Raw genomic sequence first — 14,075 nt, 5'->3', positions numbered from 1 at the left:
GGCTCAGTCCTACCGGTCCGGATTCAGCCGGCCGCGAGATGGTCGGCGAGGCCCCGCTTGACGCCCGCGACGAACGCGGCGATCTCCTGCGGGGTGTAGATCAGCGCGGGTCCGGCCGGATCGGTCGACTGCCGCAGCGCCACCCGGCCGTCGGCCAGCAGCTTCGTCTGTACGCACTGGCCGCCGTTGGGACCGCTCCACGGCGACTCCCAGCCCTGCTCGCCCAGGTCGGTGGCCGGCATCCCGTTGTAGACCTGGCAGTCGGTGCTCGTCATGAGTACTCCTTGCGCATGCGGTTCAGCAGCGCCTTGCTGTCCGTGTCCGAGGTCAGCAGGGACATGCGGTTGTGCGCCTCCAGATGCGCCGACACGTCCGAGCGCTGATCCAGGTACATCGCGCCGGAAAGGACCTCGGTGTACACGATGTCCGGCAGCTCCGGCTCCTCGAAGCGGAAGTAGGTGAACGGGGCGCACGCGCCCACATGGGCGCCGGCGGTGAACGGCACCACGTCGACGCTGACGTGCTCCAGCTCCGAGACCTCCAGGAGCCGGTCGATCTGCTCCCGCATGACCTCGGAGCCGCCGACCACCCGGTGCAGTACGGCCTCTTCCATCACCACCCACAGCGTGGGCGCGTCGGGTCTCTCGAGCAGGCTCTGGCGGCGCAGCCGCAGATCCACACGCCGCCCCAGATCCTCGTCGGCCTCGCCCGGGAAGCCGCCGCGCAGCACCCCGCGCGCGTACGCGTGGGTCTGCAGCAGCCCGGTGACGTAGTGGGGTTCGTAGGTGCGCAGGGTCCGGGCCCCGGCCTCCAGGCTGACGTAGGCGCTGAACCAGTTCGGCAGGACGTCCCGGTAGGTGTGCCACCAGCCGGGCGCGTTGGCCCGCTCGGCCAGGACGACGAACTCGTCGATCTCCTGCCGGTCCGCCCCGTAGGTCTCCAGCAGCTTCTCCACGTAGAGCGGCTTGAGGGCGACCTCGGCCTTCTCCAGGCGGCGGATGGTCAGGGACGTCACCCTCAGGGCCCTGGCCGCGTCCTCCAGCGAGGCCCCCGCGTCCTGGCGCCGCTCCTGCAGACGGCGGCCGAGGATCATGCGCAGCACGGTGGGAGCACTGGTGCCACCGGTGCCCGTACGGCCTTCGCTCACGCCCTGACCTCCTGAGGGACTGTCACCGGATCGAGTCTGACAGCCACTTGATGACGCCACCAGACGGATATCGGCTTTCTGAAATTATCAGGGAGCTGGTTGCACATTGAACTGGGGTACGTGGGCGATGCCTTGTGTGCTGTGCGCTTCGAGCGCATGCACGGCCCCGGTCAACTCACCCGCCCACAGCGGATATTGGATGATTCCGCCATTTGGGGTGGACATGGCGGTGCCCACCTGATCTACGAGGCACCGCGGACCTGGGGCCCTCCGAAGCAGGCGCGGACGCACGCGTACGGCCCCGCAGGGCAGAGCGGCACCGGCGACCCGCGCCGTCCGTGCCGGGAAGGCCGCCCCGTCCCGACTGAGTGAGCGAGACCGTGCCGTCGCCGCAAAGGTGGCGGCCAGTGCCGCGCAGACGCGCCCGGCACTCGACTGGGCCGCTCCACAGCCGACCTGCCTCCCGCCCCCAAAACCGTCCACCGGGTCCGGCACATGCCATGGCGCTCTCCTCGTCGCCATGGGCCACCTGGACGCGTTCCACCTACTGGGAGCCGACCCCTGGGACATACCCGCCCTGGTCCCCATCATCAAGGAGGCTGGCGGCGCGTTCAGTCACCTCTTCAGAACGCGGGAGAAGAACAGGCAAGTCGCGCTGTTCTCCAACGTCAGTCTCCACAGACAGATCGTGGAGATCGCTCAATCAGCAAGCTGAACGGATCACCGGTGACTTGACCGTCGCCTGGTGACCGCAAACCTGCCATCGCGACGGCTGCCGCGCTCCGACTCACCGAGCCTGGACACACTGGTTGGAACCAGCGGGGCTCGGCGAGTTGGTGGTTTCTGGACGGTCGGACGCTCTTGTTGGCACCAAGTTGTCACGCTTCTTGCGACCAACCGCGAGTTGACAGTCTTCTTGGCACCAGATCGCTAGCTTCTGTCCGCTCCACCTGTGGCGCTCAGACGCACTCGGTGACGCTGGAGGTCGACCTCGGTGACCTCCACCGTGATCAGCTCACCCTCGTCGACGAGCTTGTCAGGGGTCTCGACCGGCTCGTCGGCTAGCTCTGAGAGGTGGAGGAACCCCACAACGTCGGGAGCAAGCTGCACGAACACACCAAAAGGAACGATCTTGGTGATCGGCCCAGTGAGAACCCGGCCGACCTGATCCGCAAACCGAATGAGTGGATCATCCTGCAGAGCCTTCAGCGAGAGCGTGACCTGTCCGGTTCGGGTCTCGGCAATGATCACCTCAGCAGTGATTCGCTGGCCGACTTCAACTGCCTCGGAAGGGTGGTTGATCCAGCCCCACGTCAGGTCCGGCCCCCGGATGAAGCCGGTGCACAAGCCGTCCGGTTCGCCATCGACGTGGACGAAGACCCCGAAGTTGTGAACCTCGGAGACCGTCCCGTCGACGACCTGCCCTCGTTCAAACGCGAGGAGGAAGGACCGCAAGGCTGGAATCTCGCACGCCCTGGCAGAGAGGTGAAGCTGACCTTCACGCCAACGCCCGATCTCTTCGGCGTTGATCTCCTGGCCGACCTCGAACAGCTCGGATGGATGGTCCATCCGACGCATCGACGCCTCCTGTCGAGGAATCCGAGCTATTTCGGCTTTCCCGCCTTCGGCATCTACCAGCTGCACCAAAACGTCCGCTCCCTCGAACCCGGTGACTCTCGCCGTTCTCACCGCCCCCGGCCGGAGCTGGTTGATCAAGGACTGCATGCGAGGGTCAGGGACTGGATCGGACACGGGGGTGAGCCTAGTCGGCGCCGGCCGCACTGGTTCCAACTAGCGTGTCACGGCTCGCTCACGGAGCGAGGACTGCTCCAGTTGCTGCTCCAGCCGTGACACGGCCGTCGACCCGCGCGGGGTGATGACCCACTGGGCGTAGGCCCCGAGGACGCGGGAGACGTCGGCCGGCTCCCGGGAGTCGAGCGCGTCCCACGGCAGGATGGCGAGCTGCACGCACTGCCGCTCGCGCCTTTGCGCCTTGCGGTAGATCCGGGCCCACGGGCCGAAGCCGGGCTGGGTGAGCTGCCACTTCGCCTGCACCACCGGCTTGATGACCGGCTGGTCCTCGGGCAGGCGCAGGCTCCGGCGGTCCTCGAGGTGTTCGGGCAGCCCGAGCTTCACGGCGGCCACGGTGGTGAGGACGATCAGCGGGTCGGCGTCCTTGCCGTGGCGGCTGGGCTTGGGCGCACCGAGGCCGGCCTCGCGCAGCGTCCACTCCACCAACTCGGGGATCGTGGCCGCCGGGCAGTCGAGCACGATGCCGTCGACGCCGTACGCGAAACCGTCACCGTCCAGCACCGCGAGCGGGCCACGTGGGAACCGCGGGTCGGTGACGGGCTTCGCCGCCTTCTGCGCAGCCGGTCAGCGCGATGACGCTGCCGGACGGCAGGTCGCGGGGCGCTCCGGCGCGGCGGGGCCTGGACGGCAGTCTCCGGCTCGGTGGCCTCGCGTGCGGCCGCGCCGGTGAACGTCTGCGGCACCTCCGGATGCGGGCCCGCCAGCCAGGACGAGAGCGGCCGTGGCGGGGCGCCGTGCGCGGAGTACTTCGCCGACCAGCCCTTCAGAAGCCGCTGGTACGCCTCCAGGCGCGGCGGCTTGGGCTTGCAGCGGCCGTTCTCGTAGTTCTTCACCGTCTGTCTGTCCGGGCAGTCTCAGAGATCACCGGGCAACCAGGCCGAGCGTCCTGTACAAGTCCGGGCGCCTCTCGGCATTCGCCCTGGTCACGGGCGCGGTGACTCGTCCCGCCGACCCGCTGCACCAACGACTGTCCGGACTTCTCCGGGACGCCGGACACGCGAGGCATGGCAACAGCCACTGAATGGTGGGCCGACCGCACCGGCTACGCCTGGCGCCGGTTCGCGGACGCCGCCGAAGCGATAGGTCCTGAGTTCGTTGCGTGCGCCCGTCAGCCGTGCTTGGCTCGCCCGATGAACCTTCTGTTGACGGCGAGTGGCCTGCGCAACAAGACGCTGCGGGATGCGCTGTGGGACATGCTGGGAAAGCCGTTCGGATCGGCGAACATCGTGTACGTTCCCACGGCATCAGTCGCCGAGCCCGGGGACCATGGCTGGTTCGTCGCGAACATGAACCGGCTGCACGGCCTCGGCTGGCGGGAGTTCGACATCCTGGAGCTGAACGGCCTGCCCCGGCAGATGGTGCTCGACCGGCTGCTCCACGCCGACGTCATCTATGTCGAGGGCGGCAGCCACTACCACCTCGCGCGCAGCATCACCGGCAACGGCCTGGCCGACGGCTTCCTGGAGGCGCTGGAGAACCGGGTCTATGTGGGGGTCAGCGCCGGATCAATGATCTTCAGCCGTCATCTCACCGGACATTCCGCCGACGTCATCGGGGACACCACGGACCTTCACGTGCTCGGCGCGACGACCGTGGAGCCGCCGTTCGGCCTCTTCGACTGGTATCTCAAGCCCCACCTGTACTCGCCGGATTTCCCCGAGCGGGACGACACCTGGGCTGATCGCATCGCTGCGCGGGCGGACTTCCCGATCTACTTCATCGACGACGAGACGGCCGTACGCGTCAGGGACGGCAAGGTGGATGTCATTTCTGAAGGCCGGTGGCGGTTCCATCCGTGACTCAACGCGTCGTGGGGAGCCCCGAACAAGGCCGAAGTGCGCACTGACCATCGGCCGCTGGTACTCCCCGTACGACGACCAGTACTTCGATACAAGGCCCGCCAGTTCGACGTCCACCTGGTACCGCGCGCTGAGGCCTGGGACTCCGCGCCTCGGCCTGGACGGCAAAGGAGCGCGAGACCCTACGCCAACGACCTCGGCGGTCCCGCGCGCTGATCGGGTTTTCGCGGCCTCCAACCGGTCCAAGGCCGACCAGGACCCGGCCACCTGGCAGCCACCCGCCGCTACCGCCGCACCTGTTCCGCCGACTGAGTGGCCGTCAAAACCAGCTGGCAGCTCACCATCGACGATCGCGGTGCTTCGTCCGGTGCTGGCGCCCGTGACGATGGTGACCTTCTTGGTGTTCCCCCTGGGGTGCCGGGGGGCGTGGGTTGTGCATGCGCCGGCAGCGTCATGCGGCGGGGTTCGGGGGCAGGAGTCGGGCGAGCCAGGCAGTGCGGGTTCGGCGGGCTGTTGCCGAGATGCGCGCTTGCGGGTACAGCGCGTCGAATCCGTGGAAGCCGCCTGCCCAGACGTGGAGTTCGGCCTGGCCGCCGGCCGCCCAGATGCGGGTGGCGTAGTCGGTGTCCTCGTCGCGGAAGACTTCGGCGGAGCCGGTGTCGATGTAGGTGGTGGGCAGGCCCGAGAGGTCGTCGGCCAGCGCCGGCGAGACGTACGTAGACACCTCCTCGTCGCTGAGGTCGCCGAGGACGGCGCGCCATCCGAACTTGTTCATTTCGCGGGTCCAGATGCCGGGCCCGTCAGAGTACTGGCGGCTGGAGGTGCTGGTGTTGCGGTGGTCGAGCATGGGGCAGATCAGCATCTGGGCAGCGATCGCCGGGGTGCCGAGGTCGCGGGCCAGCAGGGTCACACCCGCCGCGAGCCCGCCGCCCGCGCTGGCGCCGGCGACGACGATCGCGGCTGGGTCGATGCCCAGTTCTTCGCAGTGTTCGGCGATCCAGAGCAGTCCCCGGACACGACCGGGTGGCCGTACCGGCGACGGGGGGGGCCGCGTCGGAGGCCGTGTTCGCCACGCGCCGGCTGCCTGCGACGTGGGTCCTGTGCCCGTCGACCACCGAGGTCGACGTCGTACGGGGGGCTGACACGGACGTCGGTCGGAATGGAGGACGTGGTCTTCAAGGGGCTGGACGACGTCTACCGGCCTCGGCCAGCGGCTGGCAGAAATACAAGGTCCGCGAGACGAGCGAGGTGGTCGTCGGCGCGGTCGGCGACGTCGCCCGCGACGCCTCGGGCCGGTGAAGCCATCCCGCACGCTGGCACCGCGCCCGCCCCGACCTCTCCCCCGCCGACGTTGCCCCGCCGGTCGCCGCCGTCGCGCTGACGGCAGCCCGGCGCGGCGGCCCCGGCCAACGGGCAACACCGGCGAGCAGCCCCGATCCCCGGTTGGTCCGCGCCACCCCACTATTGGGATGGTGTCGTGCTCGGTGTCAGAACGAGGATGCCATCTTCCTCCGGCGTTGTGACGGTATGTCCGCGCTGCATGAGGACGCCCCCCACCGCGGCCTGCACGACCGCTCGTATGCCGCCGTCCGGTGCACGGCCGGACTGGCCGGCCGCCAGCGCGTGGAACCCGTCGGACGCCACCCACCTGACCAGGACGCCTGCGGGCGTCTCACTCAGCTGCAGGCCCGACGTTCCGCTGTCCGTGTTTGCGACCAGGTGGAAGCCCGCCTCGCTGAGAGCGTGCCGTACCTGGACGGCAAGAGATGCAGGCGGCGGCATCCCGTCCTGCTTCCCCGGATCGCCCAGGCCACGCCATCGGATCTCACGGGGCTGTGCGGTCGGCGACGCTCCCGCCTGGATCGTCGGCCGGCGCGATCACTGCCGTGACGGGTTTCCGACCGGTCCCAGCGCACGTCGTAGGCCTGGCCGACGGCCAGGGTGATCTCCAGGCCATGCCGCCCCACTCGCTGCGGGTCGGTAGCGGCGACATCCCGCAGGACCGGATCGCTGTCCCACACCGACACCCGCACCGCACCCTCACCAATCCGGAGATCGAGCATGACCGGGCCCTGCGCGTACTTCACTGATCGCACGACGGTGTTCTGTCGACTGTCCCGCCGGCTCCCTACGTGCCGGTGGAACCGTTCGCACTGACTTCGAGAGTCACCGTCCGGCTCGTTTGCGGCGATGCCACTGGTTGAGGCTTGCGGCAGGTTGGGTGGGCGGGGAAGCGGCATCGACCTCCCCAGGCGTTCCGCCGCTTCCCCGCCAGCACGGCCCGGCTACCCGGAGGCGCCGGTTCTACTCTCGCCCGTCACCTCGAGGCCGGCGCGCCGCCACCGCGGCGGTCAGTTGCGTCTGCAGATGCTCCGGCATCGGCTGCTGCTGTGTCGTTGCGATCACGGCTTCGGCGATGGCGTGCACTTTCGTGTTGGTGTTCTGGGAGACCGTTACCAAGATCTCCCACGCTTCTTCCAGCGTGCACGACCAGGCCGCCATCAGCACTCCGCGGGCGATATCGATGACCGGCCTGCGCTCCAGTGCCTCCTTGAGCTGTTCGGTCTCCACACGCAACAACTCGGCTCGCTCGGCGAGGGGCAGTTCGATGTCATCGGACATGCGGGAACGGGCAATACCGTCGCGCGGCGCGCCACCTGAAAGCTCTGCTCCGGTGCGGCCACGCCGGGGGCCCGGGCGTTGGGAAGGTCGCATAGCCGACGCCTTCCCGGCAGCATGCCCCGCATTCCGCCTCCGCGCCGTGACGTAGGTAAGAACAGCACAAGAGTGACCTACCGCCGCGCCGGCACCCTTGCGGGAATCACCACATGTCAGCAGCATCGATCACGCCGGGCGTTGCAAAGCCTGCCCGGGGCTCTTCATCCTGGCTTGACCGCGAGGCGGTTGACATCGTGGTGCGGCATACGTTTGCGTCAGCAGCGGACGAGTGGCCACCACGGATGGAAAGGAGGCGGTATGAGTCAGGCCAGCTTGACCGTCTCTCAGCACACCACCGCCGACGGCGTGCATGTCCTCGCCCTGGCCGGGGAGATCGACCACAACACGGCCGACGTCTTCCGCCAGGCGCTCACCGCAGACGACGGCTCCAGCCGGTGCACGGTCGTCGACTTCCACGACGTCACCTTCATGGACTCCAGCGGCATCAACGTCCTCGTCGCCGCGAACAACGCCGCCCGGGCCCACGGCGGCCGGCTACGTCTGGCCCACACCCCCAACCGCGTGCTGGACCTCCTGCGCATCGTCGGCCTGGACGACGTCATCCCGCTCTACGCCACCCTCCAACAGGCCCTCGCGCCGGAAGCCGTCGCCTGATCCCCCAGGCGTCTTCCCCGGTCCGCGCCCCACGCCGTCCAGAAGGCTGCCCGGGGCGCGGCGTTCTCTCGCGAACTGCTCAGCTTGTTTTTTTATCTACCAAGATCTTCCGGGTTTGGCGATGGCCTTGAGAGTCTCGGGGCGTTCGACGGTCTTACCCCTGGCCTGGGGCTCTAGGTGGCGCACTACTGTCGCCGGCAGGGGCCGGGACGGCCCCGATGTCATGGCTGCGTTCCCGAATCGCTCTGCCGTTCCTCAGCCCAGTGACAGGTCACCCTGATCGTCCTTGACCTTCACCTTGACCCAGGCATTGCCGCTGCTGTTTCCGTCGCCGACGCCGTCGACGTTGCACTTGAACTCCCGGCCCGCCTCGACGGGGACGGAAGCGGGGCAGCTGACATCGTCGATGGTCGGGGGCCTGGCGAAGTCGGCGGATTTGACGTTGTTGAGCACCGCCCGCGCCAGCGCGTCCTGATCCAGGACGCGCTGCGGCTGCACGGCGGGACTCCCGGCCAGCAGCATGATCGTGAAAGTGAGCGCACAACAGGCGATCACGGCCAGAGACAGCGCGATGACGGTACGGGCGAAGCTGCGTTGATCAGTCACGCGGACAGTCCTATCCAGCTGTCCGCGCTCATACAACCCCCTGTGGTGACGTGAAGTTGCCTCTCGGTCCCTGCGGAGTGTTCCCGCACCACTGCCTGCGCGGCCGGGTGGAACTTGTGCACCCCTGCTGGACGAGGAGTGGGGCGGGCGCCGCTTCTTGTTCGTCATCTTCCGGCATCGAATGGTGTCTCGCACTGGCCCAACTCTCGTGTGAGTCGGGCGAGGTAGACGTCCAGGGGTTGGACGCGTCCCGGCAGGTCGTCCTGCAAGTTCCACCAGCGGATAGCTGCAATCTCCGCGTTGGTCTGGAAGCCGCGGGCAGTGGTGGCGTGCCCGGTGAACAGTGCCGCGTACTCAGCTCGCCGGTCGGGAGCGAGCACGAAGGCTGCGTAGCCGACGAAGCGCAAGGGTCCATCCGGGTCCTGACCGGTCTCCTCCAGCAGTTCGCGTGCAGCCGCCTGACGAGGGGATTCGCCTGCCTCGATTCGCCCACCGGGCAGCTCCCACGACTGGCGGAAGCGATCGAAGACCATCAGGACACGATCGGCGCGCCACATGGCGACCAACGCCGCCGGCAACGGCGCGTCAGACGGCGGTGAGCCTTCCGCTCCGCGTCCGAAGGAGACCAGGGCGTTACCGCGGTCATCGATTGCCAACGGTGGGGCTCCGGGATGAGACACCTCGCTAGGATTCCCAGTCCTTCGCCGCGACAGTCCTGCCGATCAAGGCGAGTGAGTCTCGACGCGGGTGAGCGGTTTCGGAACGCCGCCTCTACGACTGGTCTCGTCGCCCATGCGACGGAACACCTCTGCGCGAGCGACCGACCATGCGAGCAGCGCTCATGACCATCAACACTTGGCCTCGCATAGTTCTCTCTCGCGCCCGGCACAGGTTAAAACTCACGCTGACGCCGACCGCCGCACCGTCGGCGGCCCTGGCGCGGCGGCCCCGCCCGGCGCGCAACACCAGGGAAGGCGCCCCGATCCCTGGCTGCGTCCGTGCCGCCCATCCCTGCCCTTCTTCGCGCTCAACGGCACCGATCACCGCAGCCATGAAGAGCAGAACGCCGCCATCGCCGCCTACGTCCGCTGGCGCAATGCCCGCGCCAACCCGAAGATGAACTTCGCACCCGCCTCACCCATCCGTTCGTGGAGCGAATACCCGGCCAAGGCCGCATGAGCAGCCGCTCTAGATCACTTCCCGGAGCACGTCGTTCGCCGGGGTGGCGCTCACGCCGAATACCTTCTCGGTCTCGGAGTAGTCGATGACGAACGGGTGGCCGGGCTTGGTGAGCACTTCGTGCATTTCCGCCCAGAACGGCTCGGTGAACGCGAGCAGGGTCAGATCGCGTTCGGTCATCTCTTCCATCCGCGGTTCCGGTGCCCCCGCGAGTTCGGCGAGTCGCACGGCCAGTTCTCGAACCGACAGGGTCGAGGTGGGTACGTGCCAGGCCCGTCCGTACGCCTGCTCGTTGCGACTCGCGGCGACCAGCGTGCGTGCGGTGTCGCCGATCGCCGAGTAACTGTGGGGCACGTCGAGTTCTTGCGGCACCAGGACCAGCCTCCCTTCCAGGACCTGCCGCTGCACCATGAGGCTGAACACCGAGAAGGCGCCGGCGCCGTAGAACTGGGCGGCCCGCACCTCGGTGACCTTCACCCCTGAGGTGGCGGCTTCCTCCCATGCCCGCGCCCTGGTCCGCCCCTTGGGGCCGCTCGCGGCCAGGGGAAAGTCCGGCGTGATCGGCCCGCTTGCGGGCCCATAGGCGTAGAGGTTGCCGAGCATGACGTACGCGGCTCCGGTCCGCTTCACTGCGCTCAGGAGCGATCCCGACAAGATCGGAAACTGCTCGGGCCAAAGGTGGTACGGCGGCGCGGCAGTGGTGAACAGCGTGTCGGCCCCCTCCGTCAGCTCGGTGAGCCGGTCGGCGTCGGTCGCGTCCGCTGTGACCTTGTCGATGAGCGGGTGGTCGGGCCCGCCGCCGGTTCGGCTGATCATTCGCACCCGCTCGCCGTCCTCGGCCAGCAGCAGAGCGGTCTTCGACGCGGCGGCCCCGCGGCCCACGATCACATGAGATTTCATGCTGACAACGGTGCCGATCCACGGCCTCGTAGGATAGTGGCCGGAATGCCAACCCTCCGGAGGATCTGGCCATGCACCGCGTCGCCGCAGTCATCGTGCCGCCCGTGCTCAGCTTCGACGTCTCGATCCCGCTCATGGTGTTCAACAGCGTCCCGCACTATGACGTGCGCGTCTGTACGGCTCGGCCCGGCCCGATGCCAACCGTCAGCGGCCCCGACATCGTGGTGCCGGACGGCTTGGAGGCGGTGGAGGGCGCCGACACGGTCATCGCTGTCGGCAGCGGCGGCGAGCAGGCTCCCACGGAAGCCCTCGACGCCCTACGGAAAGCCGCGGCCACCGGCGCGCGGATCGCCTCCCTGTGTACGGGCGCTTTCGTACTGGCCCAAGCAGGCCTGCTCGACGGGCTACGCGCCACGACCCACTGGGGACTGGCCGGCGACCTCGCCACTCGCTTCCCGTCCATCGATGTGCAGCCCGACCTCCTCTTCGTCGAGGACGGCGGGGTCTTCACCTCGGCGGGCGCAGCCGCCGCCATCGACCTGTGCCTGCATCTGGTCAGAATCGACTACGGCGCGGCGGTCGCCAACACGGCCGCGCGGCTCGCTGTCGTCCCTCCCATACGGCCGGGCGGGCAGTCCCAGTTCATCGAGACACCGCTACCGCCGGAGCGAGGCACCTCTCTCGCGCCCACTCGTGTCTGGGCGCTCGAACACCTCGATCGCCCGCTCACCCTGGCCGACCTGGCCGCTCACGCCAAGATGAGCGTGCGCACCCTCAGCCGGCGCTTCCACGCAGAGACTGGGCTGAGCCCGCTCCAATGGTTGCTGCACCGGCGCATCGACCGGGCCAGAGAGCTGCTGGAGATGACCGAGCTGCCCATGGATCAGGTAGCCCAGAAGAGCGGTCTGGGCAGCGCGGACTCCCTCCGCAAGCACATGGTCGGCCGGGTGGGACTCACTCCCACGGCCTATCGTGCGAGCTTCAACCGAGCGCCCACTGGTGCCTCCCGCTGAGGTTGGAAGCATGACCACGCTGCGACGAGAGCAGGTGCACCGTCGTCCTGAAGCGTTACAACACCGTCCTCGATGAGTTGTTCGCCGGTGCGGACGTGTATGTGATCACTCCGCTCCGGACGACCGAAGCCGAGGTTCCGTCATGGGAAACCGTCACGGGGTATGGGCAGAGCCTCCTGGTGAGGGACGATCCTGACCCTGAGTTCCGTACGTACTGCCACCTCTTCGCCGTCCGCCGGCCCTGGCAGCGCCGCTGCATCGACGAGTCGCTCCGAGAAATCGCCGACGACAGGGTGGCGGGAATCCTCATCACCGACACCCGCATGCAGCGCATCCACCATCCCTACGATGGTGGCGCCGACGTCTTCCTCGCCACGCCCGAGGAACGGGACCGGATGCGCGATCGGCACAGCGACTGGCTTTCCAGTCATCCCTCGGGTCTCCGACCGGCTCGGATCGCCGCCTCGCTCAGGATGGTCGCCACCGCGAGTACCGGGTTGAGGGGCTCCACGAGTTCCTTGGCGGCGAGGGCCACGAGGCGCACGGGCGTATCACCGTCCAGCAAGGCGCTCACGTATTCGATGGCCTCCGCGGGCGAGAGCACAGGCAGCCTCTGGCGCAGTGTCCGCACAGCGTGCATGCGTCCGCGCGCAGCGGCGACTCCGCGGAGCGCATCGTGTAGATCGTCTACTGCGGTGCGCACCGGCAGCCCACGTATCCGGGCTCGGTAGTCGTCCTCCCACTCTCCGGTTTTCGCGGAGACGACGCCGATCTGGTGCATCCTTCCGTCGACGCGGTCGACCAGGTACGGCCCATTGCCAATCAGCGCGTACTTCGACTTCCGGGTGCGTACGAAGTCCTCGGACTGCCAGGAGACGATCCACACCAGCTCGTGCTCCTTGACACGGACCACAGCCATCCTCATCGCGTCCGCGCTCACAGCCCGCCACTGCTGATAGTCGCGCTCCAGCTGCTCTTCGACAGCCCGAACGGCGGCTTCTCGCTCGATCACGCGTGCAGCATCCCGTACGAGCCCGGTTTCGACCAGCGAATTCCCACGACTCAGGGCCACACAGAAGGGGCCAACGAACCTTCTCCCCCAGGAATACAACAGCTGAGAAACAAGTGCTCTGAGCCAATACGGCTGAAAACCCTCGGCAATTGACTTCTCCGAACTGCCGGGATCGATGTCGGCGTCCTCACGCGGTCCGGCGTTCAGGTGAGCGGGAAGCGTCAACGAGCACCGCAAGTGTTTCCGGCGACTACCCACTTGAGGAGTGCGGATCGAGTCGACCGACCAAGGGCGTCGACGGTGGCCGACACGCTGGCAGTAGGCGACGATCAGTCGCGAGGCGTTCACCCCCTTCGGAGGAGTACCCGTGTCCGACGTCAAGGCCGAGCTCGACCAGCTGATGCGTGTCTTCCTCGGTGCGTTCACCAACACCGGTGGCAGCCGGCCGAACGTCGCCGCTGTCCGAGAGGTGTTCATTCCTCAAGGAATGATCATCAAAAACATCGGGGGCGTGCCTGTGATCTACGACCTCGACGCGTTCGTCGAGCCCCGGGAGAAGATCCTCACCGATGGGACGCTGACGGAGTTCTCCGAATGGGAAGTCGCCGATCGGACCGAGGTTTTCGGGTCGATCGCGCACCGGTTCAGCGAATACCGCAAGTCCGGTTTCCTCAACGGCGAGTGGTTTGAGGGCTCCGGTTGCAAGACCACCCAGTTCGTCCTGACGCCTGCCGGCTGGAGGATGAGCTCGATGGCCTGGGATGACGTGTAGGGGCCCAACCCCGCTGTCCGTCCCGAGGCTCCGGCCAGACTGCTGCCAACACCGCTTTCATCGCGCGGAACCCAACACCGTGCTCGCGCATCAAGGCGGTACGACATCCCTGCCGGGCATCACAGCGGATCGCCGCGTACAGGTTGACCTTGGACTTCGGTGGCGCCAGCGACCTCGATGTTCCCCCCGCAAGACCCAGGGTGTTGTTCTGGCGCAACCTCTGCTCGAGCGACCCGGCAAGCATCGAGCAGGAGATGGGGCCACTGCTCACGCTCTACCAGGCCCTACCACCGTGATGGTCGGTGCCGCCGAGTCCCTCCCGGCACCGACCCGGACCGCTGCCGCCTCAGCATCACGTTCCACACCGCCCGCGACCAGGTCCAGGCCACCGGCATCGTCACCACGGACACCGATCGGGGCCCCCTTCTCGGGACGATCGACCGTCGGATCCTGAGCCTGCTCCCGACCCGCCGACAACGGGACAGCAGTTGCTCGCGCATGG

15 protein-coding genes and 3 pseudogenes are annotated in these 14,075 nt (G+C 67.9%); 8 read left to right on the top strand and 10 right to left on the bottom strand.

The genetic code is table 11. The features are described from left to right. Positions 1-23: 23 nt before the first annotated feature. Both QF027_RS47970 and QF027_RS47965 read right to left on the bottom strand, forming a co-directional pair. Positions 24-275: a DUF397 domain-containing protein gene (locus QF027_RS47970; RefSeq protein ID WP_306986269.1), complete on the bottom strand. Its 252-nt coding sequence runs from the start codon at positions 273-275 to the stop codon at positions 24-26. Further along, a complete protein-coding gene (locus QF027_RS47965; RefSeq protein WP_307081954.1) occupies positions 272-1,147 on the bottom strand; it encodes a helix-turn-helix domain-containing protein in 876 nt (291 codons plus the stop codon). Before QF027_RS47965 ends, QF027_RS47970 begins: the two co-directional genes overlap by 4 nt. 397 nt (positions 1,148-1,544) lie before the next feature. On the opposite strand from QF027_RS47965, the gene QF027_RS47960 reads away from it, so the two are divergent. Continuing rightward, on the top strand, positions 1,545-1,862 hold the full coding sequence (locus tag QF027_RS47960; protein WP_307081952.1) for an inositol monophosphatase family protein: 318 nt from the start codon (positions 1,545-1,547) through the stop codon (positions 1,860-1,862). 215 nt (positions 1,863-2,077) lie between these two features. Here the strand turns inward: QF027_RS47960 and QF027_RS47955 are convergent, their stop codons facing one another. Both QF027_RS47955 and QF027_RS47950 read right to left on the bottom strand, forming a co-directional pair. Next, positions 2,078-2,872 (bottom strand): S1 RNA-binding domain-containing protein, encoded by a 795-nt coding sequence (locus QF027_RS47955; RefSeq protein WP_307081950.1) that lies wholly within the window; start codon positions 2,870-2,872, stop codon positions 2,078-2,080. A 114-nt stretch (positions 2,873-2,986) separates the two neighbouring features. After that, positions 2,987-3,798 (bottom strand): annotated as a pseudogene (locus QF027_RS47950) (telomere-associated protein Tap); the annotation flags it as partial. 291 nt (positions 3,799-4,089) lie between these two features. Between QF027_RS47950 and QF027_RS47945 the strand changes: the two are divergent. After that, positions 4,090-4,758 (top strand): Type 1 glutamine amidotransferase-like domain-containing protein, encoded by a 669-nt coding sequence (locus tag QF027_RS47945; protein ID WP_307081948.1) that lies wholly within the window; start codon positions 4,090-4,092, stop codon positions 4,756-4,758. 451 nt (positions 4,759-5,209) lie between these two features. Here QF027_RS47945 and QF027_RS47940 read toward each other — a convergent pair. Then, positions 5,210-5,770 (bottom strand): annotated as a pseudogene (locus QF027_RS47940) (alpha/beta hydrolase fold domain-containing protein); the annotation flags it as partial. An 874-nt stretch (positions 5,771-6,644) separates the two neighbouring features. Between QF027_RS47940 and QF027_RS47935 the strand changes: the two are divergent. Further along, positions 6,645-6,848 (top strand): hypothetical protein, encoded by a 204-nt coding sequence (locus QF027_RS47935; RefSeq protein WP_307081946.1) that lies wholly within the window; start codon positions 6,645-6,647, stop codon positions 6,846-6,848. Positions 6,849-7,062: 214 nt separating this feature from the next. Here QF027_RS47935 and QF027_RS47930 read toward each other — a convergent pair whose 3' ends face one another. Continuing rightward, positions 7,063-7,380 carry an ANTAR domain-containing protein gene (locus QF027_RS47930; RefSeq protein WP_306972531.1) on the bottom strand — a complete coding sequence of 106 codons (318 nt, stop codon included), beginning with the start codon at positions 7,378-7,380 and terminating at the stop codon, positions 7,063-7,065. A gap of 354 nt (positions 7,381-7,734) precedes the next feature. Between QF027_RS47930 and QF027_RS47925 the strand changes: the two genes are divergently transcribed. Then, positions 7,735-8,091: an STAS domain-containing protein gene (locus QF027_RS47925; RefSeq protein ID WP_306972532.1), complete on the top strand. Its 357-nt coding sequence runs from the start codon at positions 7,735-7,737 to the stop codon at positions 8,089-8,091. 255 nt (positions 8,092-8,346) lie between these two features. Here the strand turns inward: QF027_RS47925 and QF027_RS47920 are convergent, their stop codons facing one another. Continuing rightward, the gene (locus QF027_RS47920) at positions 8,347-8,697 is read right to left on the bottom strand and encodes a DUF4333 domain-containing protein (RefSeq protein WP_307081944.1); all 351 of its coding nucleotides are present in this window, start codon (positions 8,695-8,697) and stop codon (positions 8,347-8,349) included. A 164-nt stretch (positions 8,698-8,861) separates the two neighbouring features. Then, entirely contained in the window at positions 8,862-9,353 is a 492-nt protein-coding gene (locus tag QF027_RS47915) for an NUDIX hydrolase (protein ID WP_307081943.1), read from the bottom strand. Positions 9,354-9,552: 199 nt separating this feature from the next. Between QF027_RS47915 and QF027_RS47910 the strand changes: the two genes are divergently transcribed. After that, complete coding sequence (locus tag QF027_RS47910; protein WP_307081941.1) at positions 9,553-9,876, top strand: hypothetical protein; 324 nt, start codon at positions 9,553-9,555, stop codon at positions 9,874-9,876. 9 nt (positions 9,877-9,885) lie between these two features. Here QF027_RS47910 and QF027_RS47905 read toward each other — a convergent pair whose 3' ends face one another. After that, positions 9,886-10,776 (bottom strand): NAD-dependent epimerase, encoded by an 891-nt coding sequence (locus QF027_RS47905; protein WP_307081939.1) that lies wholly within the window; start codon positions 10,774-10,776, stop codon positions 9,886-9,888. A gap of 71 nt (positions 10,777-10,847) precedes the next feature. Between QF027_RS47905 and QF027_RS47900 the strand changes: the two genes are divergently transcribed. Next, positions 10,848-11,789, top strand: a complete 942-nt coding sequence (locus QF027_RS47900) for a GlxA family transcriptional regulator (RefSeq protein ID WP_307081937.1) — start codon at positions 10,848-10,850, stop codon at positions 11,787-11,789. Between the two features lie 77 nt (positions 11,790-11,866). Further along, positions 11,867-12,163, top strand: a pseudogene (locus tag QF027_RS50080) (DUF3885 domain-containing protein); the annotation flags it as partial. A 53-nt stretch (positions 12,164-12,216) separates the two neighbouring features. On the opposite strand, the gene QF027_RS47890 reads toward QF027_RS50080, so the two are convergent. Continuing rightward, the gene (locus QF027_RS47890) at positions 12,217-12,801 is read right to left on the bottom strand and encodes a YrhB domain-containing protein (RefSeq protein WP_307081934.1); all 585 of its coding nucleotides are present in this window, start codon (positions 12,799-12,801) and stop codon (positions 12,217-12,219) included. Between the two features lie 367 nt (positions 12,802-13,168). Between QF027_RS47890 and QF027_RS47885 the strand changes: the two genes are divergently transcribed. Then, on the top strand, positions 13,169-13,573 hold the full coding sequence (locus QF027_RS47885; protein WP_307081933.1) for a DUF4440 domain-containing protein: 405 nt from the start codon (positions 13,169-13,171) through the stop codon (positions 13,571-13,573). Positions 13,574-14,075: the final 502 nt, after the last annotated feature.

The organism is Streptomyces canus, from assembly GCF_030816965.1.
Classification (GTDB): domain Bacteria; phylum Actinomycetota; class Actinomycetes; order Streptomycetales; family Streptomycetaceae; genus Streptomyces; species Streptomyces canus_E.
The sequence above is the reverse complement of the archived record's forward strand: the minus strand, read 5'-3'. Positions and strand labels throughout refer to the sequence as shown.